Source organism: Ferruginibacter profundus (assembly GCF_054783275.1).
The window spans coordinates 1,017,204-1,036,457 of the sequence record NZ_BAAGQW010000003.1 but is presented as its reverse complement, the minus strand read 5'-3'; the positions used below and the strand labels follow the sequence as shown (position 1 = coordinate 1,036,457).

Here is a 19,254-nt window from a genome sequence, read left to right as displayed (position 1 = left end):
CGGCTTATTTATGAAAACACCGCTGGCTTTTTGCTTTTTAATGAATGCTTTATTTTTTACGGGCCTTTGTAATGCACAAAATGCTGACTCCGTAAATAAAGTAACCGTTATGGCAGATGCACAATATGCACAGCATGGTTTTTTATATAAAATTATATTGGGCAAAAATTACAGGGCTGTCTGGAATACACCTGTTGCTGCAGATAAATTTTATTTTAAAACAATTACCCGTCAGTATACGCCGGTTAAAACAGGCGGCGGGTTACAAACAGTGTCGCTTTTAATCACTGATAACAATAATACCGAATGGTCGTTACGGTCAGTAAAGAAAAATCCCACCAAATGGATCAGCCCCTTCTGGCAAAAAACTTTTGTAAGGAAAATTGTGCAGGACCAGATATCGGCTTCATTTCCCTACGGTGCATTGGTGGTGCCTGAACTGGCTGATGCCTTGCAAATTGATCATGCCACACCAAAACTGGTAGTAATAAATGATGATACACTTCTTGGAAAATTCAGGGATCAGTTTGCCAACAGGCTTTGTTTTTTAGAAGAGCGAAATCCCAAAGGGAAATCAATAAGCACAGAAAAGTTATTGAAGTTAAAAGATTCCTTACCGGGAATATTGATTGATACGGTTACCTATTTAAAATGCCGTTTGCTGGATATGGTAATTGGCGATTGGGACCGGCATGCCGATCAATACAGGTGGTATCTTGATAACCCGAAAGAACTGAAAATGTATAAACCTATTCCCAACGACAGGGACCAGGTATTTTTTAAAAGCACGGGGGTACTGCCTGGTATCATTATGAAATTGGGTTTTATGCGTTACCTGGAAGGTTTTAATTATGAAGTAAAAAACATTAAAGGATTCACACAAAGAGGTGCTGCTCTTGATAAAAAAATACTAGGCAGGATGACAAAGACGCAGGTTGAAGCAATTACTAATGAAGTAGTGAATAATTTATCAGATGATGTTGTACAGCATGCACTTCTCCATCTGCCCATAGAAATACAAAACAATGAATTTGATCTCCCGGGTAAATTGATCAGCCGGCGCAATGCTTTACCGGCACTGTCAAAAAAATATTTTAGAAAAGTGATCAGCAGGGCTAACCGTAAAAATATCAATTGATTAAGTGAGCAAAGCGGTAACTAAAAAAGAATCCCACATACCTTATTTTAATCTTTATTCAGAAATCCTTTTTGCCGTTTCATGCTAATGTGTTTATTTTACACATTAAATTGCTTGTTTATGAAGAGATACCTGCTTTTGCTGGTACTGTTTTGCATAGGAACAGTATCTTACTCACAACGTTTACTCAGCTGGACACCCGAGTTTCCGATAGATAATTCCAACCTCAGTTTTACTGTGGATTGCAATAAAGGCAACCAGGGCCTTTTAAATTTTGAAGGGGGTAATTCCAGTAATGTATATGTACACGTGGGTGTCATCACCAACCTGAGTACTGGTCCCTCAGACTGGAAGTATGTAAAATTTACCTGGGGAACAGCAGACCCATTGGCCCATGCCACACCACTGGGGTCTAACAAATATCAATACACGATAAATAATATCCGTAGTTTTTTTGGCGTGCCGGCCGGGGAAACCATAAAAAAAGTGACTGTAATTTTCAGGAATGCTGCCGGAACATTAAAGCAGGTAAACTCCGATGTGAGTGATATGTATTTACCTGTTTATGGAAATACCGAGTACGCAGTGCGGTTGAATTTACCACCTTTTGAACCCCGTTATATCCCATGGCTGGAACCATTAACTGTAGCTGTTGGCGGTAATGTAAATATCACAGGTGTTTCATCAGCCAATGCCGCCTTAACCTTAAAATTAAACGGCAATACAATCGGTACTGCAGCAAGTGCCAATACAATTTCTGCCAACCCAACTATCACTACCGCCTGCAGCCAAAAAGTAATGCTGGAAGGTAATGACGGCTCAGGTATTAAAAAAGATTCTTTCGAATTCTATATTCCGCCAACCACTACAGTTGCAGCTTTGCCTGCCGGTATGCAGGAAGGAATTAATTATGCTGCCAGTAATACATCAGCTACATTAGTATTGTATGCACCGGGTAAAACAAGCGTGGTGGTATTGGGAGATTTTACCAACTGGTCTGTGGATTGTGCTTACCAGATGAACAAAACACCCGACGGTAATTATTTCTGGATAACCATCAATAACCTTACGCCGGCCACAGAATATGCTTACCAGTACTTTATTGATAACACCATCAAAATAGCCGATCCTTATACACAAAAAGTATTGGACCCCGATAATGATCCTTTTATTACCGCTGTTACTTACCCTAACCTTAAGCCATATCCAACAGGATTAACAACAGGTATTGTAAGCATACTGCAAACAGCAGAACCGGTATACAACTGGCAGGTTACTAATTTCAGCAAGCCTGATAAAAAGAACCTGATGGTGTATGAATTACTCATCAGGGATTTTACTGCACAACATAGCTACCAATCACTGATAGATTCATTTCAGTATTTTAAAAACCTGGGTATTAATGCCATTGAGTTGATGCCCATTAATGAATTTACCGGCAACGAAAGCTGGGGGTACAATCCAACTTTTTACTTTGCGCCTGATAAGTACTATGGCACTAAAAATAAATTAAAGGAGTTTATCGATAAATGTCACCTTAACGGCATTGCGGTAATATTAGATGTGGTGTACAATCAATGCGATAATAATGCACCGCAGGCAAAAATGTATTGGAATGCAGCTACCAATCAGCCGGCTGCCAATAATCCCTGGTTAAATGTTACAGCACCACATCCTTACAGCGTATTCAACGACTTTAACCATACGTCAACGGCTACACAATACCTGGTGCAACGTTCATTAAATTATTGGCTGGATGAATATAAGGTAGATGGTTTTCGCATGGACCTTGCAAAAGGATTTACACAAACTGTAACTAATACCACCACGGTTGAAAATTATGATCCCACCCGCGTGGCCAATTTAAACCGCTATTACGATGGCACTATTCTTAATCATCCTAATACCTATATTATACTGGAATTCCTGGGTACTTTACCTTGCCAGGAAGAACAGGAATATGCAGCACACGGATTTATGTTGTGGGGCAATAACAATTTTGTGTACAACCAATGTACCATGGGGTATACAGCCAATTCTGATATCTCTCCTATAGTATACAGCGATGCAAAAAAAGCGTTTAACAATCCCGCCGAAGTGGGTTATATGGAAAGCCATGATGAGGAGCGTACGATGTATAAAAATCTGAATAACGGTAATTCATCAGGCAGTTACAATGTAAAAACATTAAATACGGCGTTAGCCCGCGAAGAAGCTGCGGCAACGGTTTTCTTTACAGTACCGGGCCCTAAAATGATCTGGCAGTTTGAAGAAAGAGGCTATGATATTCCGCTGACTTTCGGAGGCTCTAATTTGGCCAATAAGCCACCGCATTGGGAATATATGGATGATGTTAACCGCAAACATTTGTACGACACTTACAAAAGCATCTTACAACTAAGGTTAGCCAACACTGCTATTTTCAACAATACCAGTTTTACTTACGATTTTAATGGAGGATTAGTGAAAGTGCTTCAGATAGCAGACCCTAATGCAGGCGGTAAAAAAATTACCATCGTGGCAAACCTCGATGTTGTGCAGCAAAGCAAAGCTATTACTTTTCAAACCACCGGCGACTGGACCAATTATATCAGCAATGGCACCGCCACTGGTATTAATGGTGCAACCGGTGTAAACTTTACATTAACAGCAGCCGCACAAACCATTACGCTGCAACCCGGCGAATATCATATCTATATAAGTGTGCCGGCATGTGCTACCCTTGCACCAACTGCAACCACGCCAATAAACTATTGCCAGAATGCCACTGCCGTACCGTTAACAGCTACCGGTACCAACCTGCTATGGTATACTGCTGCAACAGGAGGTACAGGTGTTGCAGCTGCACCAACACCATCTACCGCCACAGCCGGAACAATTACTTATTATGTTAGTCAAACCATAGGTTGCGAAAGTGTGCGTTTACCCGTAGTAGTAAATGTAGCAGCTATATTAACTGCACCAGCTGCAACCAGCCCCGTAAACTATTGCCAGAACTCGCCAGCCACTGCACTAACTGCAACAGGCACTAATTTATCCTGGTATACCACCGCAACAGGCGGTACTGCAAGTACTGCGGCACCTGTACCATCTACCACTGCGGCAGGAACGGTAACCTATTACGTAAGCCAGAAAAATAATTGTGGCGAAAGTGCCCGAACACCCATTAACGTGGTGGTAACGGCGCCATTGGCTGCATCCGGCCTTAATGTAACAGGTATTACAACTAACTCTGCCATCTTAAACTGGACTGCTGCTGCCGGCAATTATTATACGGTGGATTATAAAGATGCTGCTGCAACCGCATGGATAAATGTGGTGAGTGCTATTACAACAGGTACTATTACACTAAATAACCTTAACTCAGGTATTGTATACGACTGGAGGGTAAGTACCAATTGCGCTGCGTTGCCCAATACCAATTATGTTACTGCACAGTTTACAACAAATGCACACAACAGTACTATTACAAGGCTAAAAGACGGGTTGGGCATTAAAATATCCCCTAATCCTGTTACCGGTAACGCGGCTATCGATTATATTGTTCCGGGTAATGGAAAAGTGGTAATTACATTGATCAACTCTTTCGGGCAGCAGTTACAAATTTTATGTAATGCCAGCTTAAGTGCCGGGCAGTACAGGATACCGGTTATCAGCCAGCTGAATACATTGGTTAAAGGCAGTTATTTTTTAAAGATTGAGCAAAACGGGAAACGCAATTTTACCCAGTTTTTAAAACAATAAAATAGTTTTACTTTTAAACCATAAAATTGTCTGAAATGTCTGCTGAATTAAATACTGATAAAGGGAAGAATATTAAATCCCTTTTGGCCATCCAGTCTGAAGTGGAAAGCAGTAACAAGATCGCTTTATCTGTAGACTGTGTGATTTTTGGGTTTGATGAAAACAAGCTGAAAGTATTACTGATCAGGAGTGATCTTAAGAAATATCTTGGTAAATGGTCGTTATTGGGCGACCTGGTAAGGCCCAGCGAAGACCTGGATGCTGCCGCCTACCGGATTTTAAAGCAGCGTACCGGCTTAAGCGATGTGTACCTGGAACAGGTGCACACTTTTGGTTCGGTTACCCGCCACCCTGCAGGCCGTGTGGTTACAGTAACCTATTGCTCACTGATAAATGTACAGCATCATAAATTAAATATACTGGATAATGAACTGCACTGGCACGATATTGTAAATGTTACAGACCTCGCATTCGACCATCAGCAAATATTTGACACCTGTTACAAACGTTTACAAAAAAGAATACAGGAACATCCGCTGGGCTTTAATCTTTTGCCAAAGAAATTCTCATTACGCGACCTGCAGAATTTATACGAAGCCATACTGGATACCAAAATGGACAGAAGGAATTTTCGTAAAAAATTCTTCTCCATGGACTTTTTGATTGACATTGACGAGATGGAACAGGATGTACCGCACAGGCCTGGTAAGCTGTACAAATTCAATTACGAAAAGTACGAAAAGAAAAAGAAAAAATGGGTGGGTATTGATTTTTAATGCCGGGTATAGTTGAAGAAAAACAGGCCCTGAAATCAGCTGCTAAATACAGGGTAAAAATTTATTACACCATCCTGCCCTGGCTTAAAAAACATGATAAAAATCATATTTTTTAAGCCCTGGAAATGATTGTAACCCAAAACCAGCCTCATTTTGCAGCACCCCAATCTTTTATGCAGCACTTTCAATATTGTGGCTGCCTTTTAAAACAGCAATAATAATTTTTAGCGGAAAGATGCCAAAAAAAATATTTAACAAAATGTTTGTAATATAAAATAAAGGCTTACTTTGCGTAATATTTACACATCTTGCTTTGTGTAAAAAATACACATTATAAGATTGCTTCTCAATTTTTTTAAACGATACAAATTGCATGTATGAAAAAAATCATCCCACATTTCTTACGGATCATTCCGCAAACGATTGCATTGCTGTGCTTATCAGTAGTGGCGTTTGCACAAACTGCTGTTACCGGTAAAGTTACCGACAGCAAAGATGGTACCCCTGTAAGCGGAGTTACAGTAGCTGTTAAGGGAACAACCACTGCTACTAAAACAGCAGCAGATGGTACCTTTAAAATTAATGCAGCTTCTACTGCTACATTGATGTTTACATCAGTTGGGTTTGCTGCCCTGGAAGTTCCGGTTGCCGGCAAAACTTCCTTAGAGATCAGCCTTGTACAAGCCGACCAGCGCTTAAACGAAGTAGTGGTTGTGGCTTATGGTACCAAAAGAAGAGGCGACCTTACCGGTTCGGTAACAGCCATCTCTGCCAAGGATTTTCAAAAAGGTAATATTAACTCATCAGAGCAATTACTGGTGGGTAAAGTTGCCGGACTGGAAGTTACAACAGGCGGTGGATCTGCCGGTGGCGGAAGTAAGATACGCATCCGAAGCGGAGCTTCTTTAAATGCCAGCAACGATCCTTTAATTGTAATTGACGGTGTACCTGTAGAAGGCAATGGCATTGCAGGATCGGGTAACTACCTCAACACCATTAACCCCAATGATATTGAATCTATAAGCGTATTAAAAGATGCTTCTGCAACTTCCTTATATGGTTCTAGAGCATCAAACGGGGTAGTGATCATTACCACCAAAAAAGGTTCAAAAGGAAAAGTAAAATACAATTTCAATACACAAAGTTCTGTTGCTAATGTGGCCCAGACAGTAGATGTACTTTCAGGCGATCAGATCAGAAGCATCATCAATGCAGATGCAGCTGCTACGGGCAACAATACCTATAAAAATTTATTGGGTACAGCTAATACCGATTGGCAAAAGCAAATTTACAGGGCTGCATTTGGTAATGATAATAATATCAGCGCCAGTGGCAATATTGCCGGTTTACCTTTTGATCTTCCTTTCAGGGCATCATTAGGATATCTTAACCAGGCAGGTATTTTAAAGACCAATAAATTTGGCAGGGTATCTACCTCATTAAATCTTTCTCCTAAATTATGGAACGATCATTTATCCGTAAACGTTGCTTTTAAATACAGTCATACCAACAACCAATGGGCAAATGAAGGTGCAATTGGTTCGGCTGTTTCATTTGATCCTACACAACCGGTTTATACCACAGGAGGCAAATATGGCGGCTACTACGAATGGTTGCAGCCTGATGGTAAACCCATTGACCTTGCTACAAGAAACCCGTTGGCATTACTGGAATTAAGAGATAATACATCCGATGTAAACAGGGTAATTGGTAATGTGCAGATAGATTATAAAATGCATTTTTTACCTGATCTGCATTTATTAGTTAACCTGGGTATTGATAATGCAGGTGGTAAAGGCAATGATAATACAGATTCTCTTTCTGCTACTGTGTATAAAACCGGCGGTTCAAAATCTTATTACGAGCAAAAGAAAAAAAATACACTGGCTGATGTGCAGTTATTTTACAGCAAAGAAGTAAAGAGCATTAAAAGTAAGATAGACGTACTGGTAGGTCATAGCTACCAGGATTTTGTTACAGAGGTAAAGAACTTTGCATCGTTTAGTTACAGGGCTATTTCAAATCCTGCAAAACCTGCATTAAAAGATACACTGGAAGGTTCTCAACCCACTTTCCTTACTGATAAACCTGAATACAGGTTAGAATCTTATATCGGAAGGTTGAACTATACCTTCAACAATAAATATTTATTAACGGCTTCATTACGCCGTGATGCCAGTTCTAAATTTGCTAAAGAAAACAGGGTAGGTTATTTCCCTTCTGTAGCGGTGGCATGGAAAATGAAAGAAGATTTTTTTGCACACAGTAATGTAGTGAGCGATTTAAAACTGCGTTTAAGCTGGGGTGAAACCGGCCAGCAGGATGGTATCCCATACTATTCTTACCTGCCTTATTACTCACAAAGTAATGCTTCGGCACAGTACCAGTTTGGTAATACTTATTATAGTTTCTTACGTCCTTCTGCATATGATAAAGACAGGAAATGGGAAAGTACCACTACTTCTAATATCGGTATGGACTTCGGTTTCCTGAATAACAGGATCTCCGGTTCTGTTGATGTGTATCAAAAGAAAACCAAAGACCTGTTGAGTGTAATTCCTGTTGCTCCTGGTTCTAACTTCGATATTACCCTGTTTACAAACGTAGGTAATATGGAAAATAAAGGGATAGAGTTTTCATTGAATACTATACCTATTGCTAAAAGAGACCTGACCTGGAATTTTGGTTTTAACGTTACTTACAATCAGTCTAAAATTACCAACCTGCAAAAATTCCCCGATCCTAATTTTAAGGGAATTGATGTAAGCAGCATTGGAGGTGGTTTAACCAACTACATTGGCAAATTTGCAGTAGGTTATTCTCCTTATGTATTTAATGTATACAAACAGGTATACGATAAAACAACCGGCGCACCAATAGAAAATCTTTTTGAAGATTTAAACCGTGATGGACAGATAACTGAAGCCGACCGTTATTTATACAAAAAACCTGCTGCCGATATTTTATTTGGTATCAATACACAGGTTACTTATAAAAAATGGAATTTTGGCCTGGCTTCTCATGGTGCTTTAGGCAACTACCTGTACAACCAGTTTAACTCTAACAACGGGGTGTTGAGGGCTTTAAAAAATCCGATCAATTTTATTCAGAACGGGGCACCTGATTATATGGCCACTAAATTCAGCGGTACTTCTACCAACGAATATTTATCTGACTATTATATTGAGAATGCTTCCTACCTGAAATTAGACAATATCAATATTGGTTACAATTTTGGAAAGATCATTCATAATAAAGCTTCATTACGTGTAAGCGGCAGCGTTCAAAACGTATTTACCATCACCAAATATTCCGGCCTTGACCCTGAAAATGCCAGCAGCTCCGGTGTAGATTATACTATCTACCCACGCCCAAGGATCTATTCAGTAGGTGCAAGTCTTGATTTTTAATTTAATAAAATAAGTTTTATGAAAAATAAAATGATCAATAAAATATTATTAGCAGTTGTTGTGGCCATTGTTGCAACATCCTGCGCAAAGAAACTGGACCTGTATCCGGTAAATGATTTAACGCCGGAAAAAACATATTCTACCGCAGCAGGTTATAAAAGTGTACTGGCAAAAATTTACGGTACATTATCTATCACCGGTAACTCAGGCCCTGCAGGTAGCCCTGATATCAGTGGCGGACTGGATGAAGGATCGCAGGTGGCTTTTATACGTATGTTTTTCAACTGCGAAGAACTGCCAACCGACGAAGCAGTGGTAGCATGGAATGACCAGACCATTAAAGACTTCCATAATTTAAAATGGACTGCCGATGATCCTTTTTTAAAAGGGATTTATGCAAGGCCTATTTATAACATTACATTGATTAATGAATACCTGAGAGAAGCAACTGATGCAAAACTGGCAGAACGCAACATCACAGGTACCGCAGCAGATGATATTAAAAAATCAAGAGCTGAAGCAAGGTTTTTACGTGCTTACAATTACTGGGTGATGCTGGATCTGTTTGGAAAATCTACTTTTATTACTGAAGCTAATGCTGTAGGTACAGAATTACCCGGCGAAAAAAGCAGGGCTGATTTGTTTGTGTATATCGAATCGGAATTAAAGGCAATTGAAACAGAACTGGCAACAGTAAAAACCATTGAGTATGGCAGGGTAGACCAGGGAGCAGCATGGGCTTTACTGGCAAGATTATATTTAAATGCACAGGTATACACCGGTACGGCTAAATATACCGAAGCCATTACGTATGCTAAAAAAGTAATTGGCGGTGGCTATAGTTTATACCCGGATTACCGTAAGGTTTTTATGGCAGATAACGACAAGGCCAAAGACGAATTTATGTTTGCCATTAATTGTGATGGATTACGCACACAGGCCTATGGTAATACTACCTTCTTTGTACACTGTGCCTCAGGTGATGATCACGATGAATATGGTGTAGGAAGCGGATGGTATGGATACAGGGGCACCAAGGGTTTATCTGACCTGTTTAATGACCTGAGTGGTAATACAGATAAAAGAGCCATGTTCAGTACTACTAAATACGGAACAGCAGCCAGCCAGATAGCCATCAGCGATATCAGCAATTTTGATAATGGTTTACACATCAATAAATACAAGAACGTGCGCTCAGACGGTGGTGCAGTATCTGACTCCAAGAAAGATTTTTCTGATGTTGATTTTCCTGTATTCCGTTTACCAGAAATGTACCTCATTTACGCAGAAGCTGTATTAAGAGGTGGTGCAGGTGGTGATGCAGCAACAGCCTTAACTTATATCAACCTGATAAGAACAAGAGCTGGTGCAACTGCATTTTCAGCATCTGACCTGACACCTGTTGCCAATGGGTTACAAAATATTTTAAATGAAAGAGGCAGGGAATTGTATTGGGAAGGACACCGCCGTACAGATCTGATCCGCTACGGATTATTAACTACCGGTACTTATTTATGGCCATGGAAGGGTGGTGTGGCTTCAGGCACTGCAGTAGACAGCAAGTATAATATTTTTCCTGTTCCATCTACTAACAGAACCGCTAACCCTAACTTAACACAAAATACAGGCTATTAATTTTTAACTGCTAAAATCATTTAAAATGAAAAATATTGTAAAACAGATTTTCTTACTATCCTTACTGGTGGCTGTATTGGCTTCCTGTAAAAAAGATGAAAATAAAAACTATTTTGAAGGAGGCACGGCACCTGTATTAAAGGCTTCTTCAACTGCCGCAATGGTATTAGACAGTACTAAGAAAAACAATACTGCTGTTGTTTTTACATGGACGAACCCTAACTACCAGTTTAATACCGGTAACAGCTCACAGGATGTGATATACATACTGCAGATTGATACAACTGGTGCCAATTTCAAAAATCCTAATATACAGGAAGTGGCCATTCCAAAAGAATTGAGTGTGTCTTATACTATTAAAGACATCAATACTTTCCTGTCTAAATTAGATGTGCTGGAAAACATTCCGCACAATATCGAGTTCAGGATAAAATCTACCATTGCAGGTAATGCAGTGCCTTTATATTCAAATGTGGTTAAAATTGTGATCACTCCATACCTGGATGTTGCCGTACCAATTCCACCAACAGGTGATTTATACATAACAGGTGATGGCACACCCAGCAGCTGGACCAACAACCCTCCGGCAGCTCAAAAATGCACAAAGGTTAGTAAGGTAGAATATAATATCACCATGAACTTTACACCAGGCTTCTATTACAAATTCTTATCTACATTAAACAACTGGCAGCCACAATATGGTGGTAAAGTTGCAACAGGTGGCGATATAGGTTTTAACATGGGAGGCGGCTCAGATCCTGATGCTATTCCTACTCCGTCAGTAGCGGGTAGTTATAAAGTAACCATGAATTTTAAAACGGGAAAATATACAGTTGTAAAACAATAACAAACAATTAAAATTTTAACAATGAAACATATTTTAAAAATATTTTTAGCTGCTGTTACGGTTGTTGGTTTGTTTACAGCATGTAATAAAATAGACAATCTTAAAAAGGTGGAGGCATTACCTGTTTACCAGTTAGGTGTTTCGCCGGTTTTAAGTACTTCAACTACTACTGTTGCACCAACCTTGGCAGATTCCAACAAAGCAGTGGTAACATTTTCATGGACCAACCCGAGGTATGCACAGGATTCGGCGGTGTATAAATACATCCTGGAGATTGACAGCACCGGCAAAAATTTTGCCAACGAGAATACCAAAACAGTAATTGGATTATTAAACACTTCATTAACAGGAAGGGATTTAAATGCTATCCTGCTGAACCTTGGTTTTAAATTGAATACAGCGCAGAGTATTGATGTAAGACTGATCTCTTCTTACAGTAACAACAACGAAAGGTACATGTCTAATGTATTGAAATTGACCGTTACTCCTTTTATGGATCCTTCAACATTGGTTACCGCCAACACATCAGTTACCTTAACCTTAGCCAATGCTGCATTAGCTTCCAATACTTTCAGCTGGACAAATGCATTCACTGGTTATCCCGGTATTGTAACCTACACATTACAATATGATTCTGCCGGTAAGAATTTTGTAGCGCCTATTGAAATTGCCGTAGGGCCTTCCATTTTAACCAAGGGTTTAACCCAGGGAGAAATGAATACTACAGCATTAAATTCGGGTATACCAGGGGGCAATACCGGAAAAGTGGAGTACCGCTTAAAGGCTGTAACCGCATTAGGCGCTATCGTGTTTTCTAACGTGGTTAATGTAACCATTCAAAGCTATGTGCCCATTGTAAGAATGTATTTACCGGGCAGCTACCAGGCCTCCACAGGCAATGGTAACGACTGGGATCCGCCAACAGCACCTGAATTGATCAGGGACCTTCGTGCAGGGGTGTTTAACGATATGTACTACATCTACATCTACTTACCTGCAGGTGCCCAGTTTAAAGTTTCCGAAGGCCGCTCGTGGAATATTGCTTATGGTACCGGTGCAGCACCAGGTTCTATCACCAGCAATAACGGCGGAAATTTTTCTGTAACCAATGCCGGCTTTTACAGGATAACTGTTAACCGCACTACTTTAAAATATGATATCCGTGAAGGCAGGATGGGTTTTGTAGGCGGAGCTACCGCAGCAGGATGGAATCCTCCGGGAGTATTCCCCACTTATGCTATGGGAACAGCCGCCACCAATTTATTTGTGGGTATCAACACCTTCCCGAGCAATGGCGGCTGGAAGCTGATTGATAATAATGCCTGGGATAATGGCAGCAAAGCAGTAGATGAAACCAGGAGCTATGGCACACCTAACGGCGATGGCAGTACGCTGGAAGTAAATGGCGCTAACTTTGCCGACATCACTAACTCGCCTGTAAGAAACAGGGTGATCTGGGATGGCCGTGATGTGAATAATGTAAAATATTTTATGAGTCCTGCAGCCGAAATGAGGGTGGTGGGAGACGGTATTAACCAGGCCGGTGTAAACGACTGGGATCCGCCAACATCTCCTCAAATGACTTACGCTGGTAATGGCGTATGGACGATCAGCATTACCTTAAAAGCAAATAAGGATATTAAATTTGTGGCCGGTAATGCCTGGGGTGCTTTTGATTATGAAGATAACAGCGGCCAGAGCCAGGCTGTAGGTGCCGATAAAAAGATCAAGTGGGAAGGCGGGGACAATTTTAAAACCCCGGCAACTGCAGGTACTTACACTATTACATTGAATGAAAATACCCAAACAATGCGTATCAACTAATTGCCGGGTTTGCGGAATATATAGATAAAAGGGCTGTCCGGAAGGGCAGCCCTTTTGTATTAGTAATTTCTTCTCTCTGCGGTCTCTGCTTATAAAATTTACTATACTCACTTATCGCCCTGAACGAAGTTGAAGGGCACCATTCACCATTCACTTCCTCACACACTCACAATCCCATTCTTAATAGCATACATTACCAAACCCACCCTTGTTTTTACACGCAGTTTTTCAAACAAGCCATCACGGTAGCCATCGATAGTGCGTGGGCTTACAAACATTTTATCGGCAATTTCTTTGTAGGTCATTTCGGTGCAGGCGTATTTTAAAAAATCGGTTTCTCTCTCGTTAAGGTTGGCCAGTGTATTAATAGTACTGCCTTCATCCTCTATCTTATTAATGGCATGAATTAGTTTACCACTCACCAGGTCACTGTAGTAGTAGCCTTTGCTCACCAGGGCATCAATAGCGGCTTTTAATTCTGCCGGTTCGCTATCTTTTAAAATATAGCCTTTGGCGCCGGCTTTCAGCATACGGATGATTGAGTTTTCATTATCGTACATGCTGAGGGCGAGTACTTTGATGTCGGGGTGATTTTCTTTAAGCCATTGAGTTGTAGTAAAGCCATCCATTACGGGCATGTTAATATCCATCAACACAACATCGGGGAGCCTGGCGGAGTTTAATTTTTCTATGAATTCTTTGCCATCATCGGCCTCAAAATTTACTTCATAACCAAGGCTTTCTACAAGGCTTGCAAGGCCCATACGAAGGAGGGAATGGTCGTCTACTAAAACAATGGAAGTCATGGCTAAGGGTTGTTAGTTGCTGTGCTAAAATAAAAATACTGCATTTGTAGCAAAAAAGGGTGAAAACACGGTGGGAGAGTTTTGGAAGGCGAATTAGTTTTGGATATTTGATAAAAGGCTTGTTTTTTAGAGAATGTTGATTTATAATTACAATAGAAACCTTTTTTAACCTAATAAATTTTTAAATTATGGAGTTCGATCTAAAAGTTGAAACAAAAAGTGAAATCCTTTTTAAATATGGTAGAGGGATGGGGCCAAATTTAGCAGCACTTCCAAATGAAGAGGTTGTTATGATTACTTATGAAAGCCTTGGAGCTGAGGATAAACCCAATGGGCTAAAATTACTTGCCAGAGATAAAACCGGCAATAGTGTTTCCATTGCTCTAAACACTCCCAAAAAACCATGGGATTCAGGAGGCGATCCGGAGGGGTTTGAGTTACTTAAAAAACTTTTCGAAGAAAAAAATTATGCCGAAATAAGCAAACAATTCTTTATTCAAAAAATAATGCAGTGATTAGGCTGTTATAGTAAGTTTCATCACTAAATCTACTATATGGTTTCCTGTAAAGACTTCTGAGGTGAGATAAAAAGCTATATCTGGATTTGTAAGGATATAAAAGTGAGGGAAAATTGTGAGGAGATAAAGTGTGTAACGGAATGATGTTTTTGTTACAAGCATTTTCGAAACCGCCAATTAAATTAAGGGCATCTATATTATTACCAGCAAATACTTTTAATAATTCAATTACATCGTAATACTGAAGATTAGGATCGTGAGAGATTGGCGATATGGGCAAACCTGGGTCTGGTATCAAAAATGGAATTCTTGAATTTCTAAATAATTTATCTTTTAAGTACAGAGTTTTAAGTAACTGGAATATTTTGCTGATACATGTAAATACTTCGTCAATATTGCTTGTTTCCGCCATTAATAAACTGTCCTCAAAAATATTATTGTCAATCATTAATTTTCTTAGTTTGTTCATCATTCCCATTTTTATTTTTTCCATGCATTCATTCTGTATAATACTCAAATAAATAATTTCATAAGAATTGAGTCTTTTTGATATATTTCCGGTAGATCCGAAAATTATATTTGCAGTATCTTTAAGATAATAAAGATTTTCTAACAAAAAAGTATCGCAATTTTGTAGAAACAGGAACTTAAACTTAATTTTAGTTTCTTTTAAATACTTTGAAAAATCATATAATAAAAGTCCATTAGAGCTATTACAACTTGCCCATTTTTTCAATGGAAGTTTTTTAGGGTTTAGCTTTTTAAAAAGCTTTGTATTTTCATTTCCTTGCTTCTTAAGACCTCTTAAAAAAAGGGGATTTTTTTTTCCTGTATTTTTTCTTTTAAGGAACTCAGTAAAATAAGCCGACTGATGTTTATACGCAGAGAAAGTTGCCTTCTTCGTTAGAAGATTACCACAGCCATTCATAACAAATCCTTCATCAGTCACATTAATTTCAAACCCGTTACTGTGGCTGGATGTATGCAGAACATAATTATCTGCTGTATAATTTTTAAAAACAAAATCAAAAGCTTTTTGCCAGTAGTTGAAAGATGTTTTTACTTTTTGTATAACGAGTTTATTATCATTGCAACTTTCACTTTCATATATTGTTATTTCGCAAAAAAAGAGCTTCGTTTTTTTAGAGTTGTTTATAATTTTTACCTCGTTTCTTTTATCTGTTTTTAAAAGAAGGCGTTGGGTTAAAAATGAGTTCTTTATAAAAACCACCTTAATACGTTGGGAATAACTTAATTGTTCTAAATATTTTTTTGTATCTTGAAAAACCTTGTCTGGTTGAGATTCATCAGTAAAGTCAGAGATAAATATTATGTAAAGCCATTCGTAATAGTTCATTTTAGATACTTGATTTAATAAACTCTAATTTACAAAACACATTTATCATTTTAACTATAAATTAATTAAAATGTCAAAAAAGACTAGCTTGTTTTTTTTGACATTTGTTGTTTCTAGTTTAACAGTACAAAGTCAGACATACGAGAAATATCTTATTCATGAGGCTAAAGTACCAGGCCCCCAAAAAATCACGAACGTAAGGGAAACAGTTCAAGACAATTTCGGTTTCTTGTGGGTGGGTACTCAAGATGGTTTATTTAGGTATGGCTCTGAAGTACTGGGGTTTTATACTACTGATTTAGGAACAAAACATAGCCTTATTACTCCAGACATAAGAAGTATGGTTGTTGACAGTGTGAATAACAAAGTTTGGATTGCAGGTATTAGCGGCGGTATCAATATAGTAAATTTGACCACAGGCGTAATTGAATACAAAAATATACTCTATAATAATGGAGAAATAATATTGATTACTCGAATTTGTATTGCTGAAAAGAAAGTTTTCGTCGCATCTTCTTCAGGTATTTATTCAATTGACAAAAAAAATTATGAGGTTAATAAACTGCCTGGTTCTGACTCACTCAACGTTTTAAATTTACTAATCATAAAAGATAAATTATTAGCCTTTACGCAATCAAGCGGAATAATTCTTTATGATATAAAAAAATCGAAGATACTTAGCCGGTTACCGGTTAAAGCATATAGTAATACCATTGATTTGGCTTATTTTGAAGCTAAGGCAAGTGAGGATTGCTTTTATGTGGCAACTTCAGATGGAGTCAAAGGATTTAAACTAAATTCTCAAAACATCATTTATGAAAAGGACTTGTTGGATTTTTTACCTCTAAAACATAACAATCATGCCTTTGGACTTTGTATAGACAAAGAAAAAAATATTTGGTATTCCAATGAAAGCAATCTTATAAAAGTCAACTTTAAGACAAAGAAATATAGCGTAATAAAAAATGCGTCAACCAGTGAATCGCCAGTGTGGTTGAACTCAATTTATACTATTTTCTGTGATAACGAAGACAATCTTTGGCTTGGTTGCCAGCAGGGCCTGGCCTATTTAAAAAACAGTCCTCCTTACGCTGAAAATATTTCTTCAAAAGAAACGTCGATTTCAAATACCAGCATTACACAGGCTTATTACCTGTATCCGCAATCAGACAGTATTGTTTATGCATGTTCAGAAAATGGTCTTTACAAAGTGAATTGTTTTACCGGTGATATATACCCAATAGATAGCAGAGTTTCATACGACTATTTCTATTGCGACAATATATTAGATACATTAGTTTCAAATACAAAGGGGCTATTTTCTATTAGAAATAAAAAATTTATACCTTTTGAATCCATACATAAAGAATTTGGATTTATTGGAATTATACGCATCAATAGCATTGTGAAAATGGGGGACATATATATATTCGGAACCGAAAATCACAAAGGAATTATTGTATGGGATTATAGAACGAAAATTGTAAAGCATTTTGATGGAACCAATAATAAGAGCTTTAATGAACCAATAATAAACACAGTATTTCAAGTCTCTAATAATGAAGTGGCAGTATTGGGGGATACACATTTTAATGTTTTCAACATTCAAACGTATAAATTCACTACGCATACCTTTAAAAAAAATGCAAAAAGTAACTACTCAATATTCTTTGATATATCAAAAATAAAAAATAAATATTATGTCGCTACATATGGAAGTGGTGTCATTGTTTTAGATTCTAATTTTACTTTTGAAAAAGAATTTTCAACAAACAATGGCCTCAGGAATAATGGAGTTTATAAATTACTCCCTTGGAGGGATAGTTTGTTGTTTATTACAACTAATCAAGGTTTAAGCTGTTTAAACGTAAATAAAGAGACTTTTAAAACATTTTATGCGAATGATGGTCTTCATGATAACGTTTTTGAAGAAACAAGTGGCAATACGTTAAACGATAAAATTTATGCCGGGGGTAAAGGAGGGTTTACAATATTTAATCCTTTAAATCTTCCGGCAGAAGTAAAAATACCTGCGATATATTTCTATGGTATTAATATTGAGTTATCTGATGAAAAAAAAACAGATACTGTTAATCTGAAATCAAAATCTTTTTATATTCCTTTTAATGTATTACAGGCTACAATTAAGTTTATTGGCATTAATTATTTTAATCCAGAACGCACAATATATCAATACAGAATTATTGAGAAAAGCAAAAACTGGATTGATCTTAAAACACAAAATTTCATTACGCTCATTGGCCTCTCCCCCGGCACCTACCACCTCCAGGTAAAAGCAGCCAACGAAGATGGAATTTGGAGTGAGCCAAAAGAACTCATATTAATCTTTGAACCCAAATGGTACCAAACCTGGTGGTTTTACTTATCAATAGCATTAACAGTTGCAGGAATTCTTTATTCATTATACAGTTACCGTATTAAGCAAATACAAAAACAACATGCCATACGAAAAAATATTGCCACAGATTTGCATGATGATTTGGGTAGCACACTCAACAGTGTAAAAGTATTTACCAACCTGGCCATAAGTGGTGTAAAGCAGGAGGAAAACCTGCAGCAGGTTAAAGATAATTTAACTGAGGCCACCATGAGCCTAAGGGATATGATTTGGGTACTGGACGATTCGCTGGATACAGTAGATGAACTGATAACCAGGCTTAAACAATTTGCTATACCGGTAGCAGGCGCAAGCAATATAGTGGCAGTAATTAAAGCTGATAGCGAAGTCAATAGCCGGCAACTCACAAAAGAAGAAAAACGTAACCTGTTTTTAATTTGTAAAGAAGCTATTAATAACAGCATAAAATATTCCAGTGCAGGCCAGATAGATGTTAGTATTACTGCCAGCGGTAAAAAAATAAAGATTGTTGTTGCCGATAATGGTAAGGGGTTTAATGTAGAAGAAGTTAAAAAAGGTTATGGGCTTAAAAATATGCAGTATAGGGCTGGGCAGATAAAGTATAAAGTTTCCCTTGTTTCTTTTCGTGGTGAGGGAACTCAGGTAGAAATAAAGCCAGCCTGATAATTATTTTACAATTGGTAAGGATGATCCACAGATATTTTTTTTTACGAAACAAGATTTTTTGGAAAAATCTCTTTGCCATTGGTATATTCCTATCCCGGGAATAAGAATATACCGGTATTAGATTGCTCTATGATACTTTCTGTGGAATGAAAC

11 protein-coding genes are annotated in these 19,254 nt (G+C 38.2%); 9 read left to right on the top strand and 2 right to left on the bottom strand.

What is annotated here, in order from left to right; genetic code table 11:
• Positions 1-10 precede the first annotated feature (10 nt).
• From ACYVM0_RS24090 to ACYVM0_RS24060, 7 genes are all read left to right on the top strand, one after another.
• Entirely contained in the window at positions 11-1,138 is a 1,128-nt protein-coding gene (locus ACYVM0_RS24090; RefSeq protein ID WP_460561483.1) for a hypothetical protein, read from the top strand.
• Between the two features lie 120 nt (positions 1,139-1,258).
• A complete protein-coding gene (locus ACYVM0_RS24085) occupies positions 1,259-4,882 on the top strand; it encodes an alpha-amylase family glycosyl hydrolase (RefSeq protein ID WP_460561481.1) in 3,624 nt (1,207 codons plus the stop codon).
• A 35-nt stretch (positions 4,883-4,917) separates the two neighbouring features.
• Positions 4,918-5,658 (top strand): NUDIX hydrolase, encoded by a 741-nt coding sequence (locus tag ACYVM0_RS24080; RefSeq protein WP_460561479.1) that lies wholly within the window; start codon positions 4,918-4,920, stop codon positions 5,656-5,658.
• A gap of 377 nt (positions 5,659-6,035) precedes the next feature.
• The gene (locus tag ACYVM0_RS24075; RefSeq protein WP_460561477.1) at positions 6,036-9,068 is read left to right on the top strand and encodes a SusC/RagA family TonB-linked outer membrane protein; all 3,033 of its coding nucleotides are present in this window, start codon (positions 6,036-6,038) and stop codon (positions 9,066-9,068) included.
• An 18-nt stretch (positions 9,069-9,086) separates the two neighbouring features.
• Positions 9,087-10,703, top strand: coding sequence for a RagB/SusD family nutrient uptake outer membrane protein (locus ACYVM0_RS24070; RefSeq protein WP_460561475.1), 1,617 nt, complete (start codon positions 9,087-9,089; stop codon positions 10,701-10,703).
• Between the two features lie 25 nt (positions 10,704-10,728).
• On the top strand, positions 10,729-11,550 hold the full coding sequence (locus ACYVM0_RS24065; protein ID WP_460561473.1) for a SusE domain-containing protein: 822 nt from the start codon (positions 10,729-10,731) through the stop codon (positions 11,548-11,550).
• Between the two features lie 21 nt (positions 11,551-11,571).
• Entirely contained in the window at positions 11,572-13,374 is a 1,803-nt protein-coding gene (locus ACYVM0_RS24060) for a SusE domain-containing protein (RefSeq protein WP_460561471.1), read from the top strand.
• A gap of 158 nt (positions 13,375-13,532) precedes the next feature.
• On the opposite strand, the gene ACYVM0_RS24055 is transcribed toward ACYVM0_RS24060, so the two are convergent.
• Positions 13,533-14,180, bottom strand: coding sequence for a response regulator (locus ACYVM0_RS24055; protein WP_460561469.1), 648 nt, complete (start codon positions 14,178-14,180; stop codon positions 13,533-13,535).
• 188 nt (positions 14,181-14,368) lie between these two features.
• Between ACYVM0_RS24055 and ACYVM0_RS24050 the strand changes: the two genes are divergently transcribed.
• A complete protein-coding gene (locus tag ACYVM0_RS24050; RefSeq protein ID WP_460561467.1) occupies positions 14,369-14,695 on the top strand; it encodes a hypothetical protein in 327 nt (108 codons plus the stop codon).
• Here ACYVM0_RS24050 and ACYVM0_RS24045 read toward each other — a convergent pair.
• Entirely contained in the window at positions 14,673-16,055 is a 1,383-nt protein-coding gene (locus tag ACYVM0_RS24045) for a hypothetical protein (protein WP_460561465.1), read from the bottom strand. The genes ACYVM0_RS24050 and ACYVM0_RS24045 overlap by 23 nt on opposite strands.
• 70 nt (positions 16,056-16,125) lie before the next feature.
• Here ACYVM0_RS24045 and ACYVM0_RS24040 point away from each other — a divergent pair, with 70 nt between their 5' ends.
• On the top strand, positions 16,126-19,098 hold the full coding sequence (locus ACYVM0_RS24040) for a sensor histidine kinase (protein ID WP_460561463.1): 2,973 nt from the start codon (positions 16,126-16,128) through the stop codon (positions 19,096-19,098).
• Positions 19,099-19,254 lie beyond the last annotated feature (156 nt).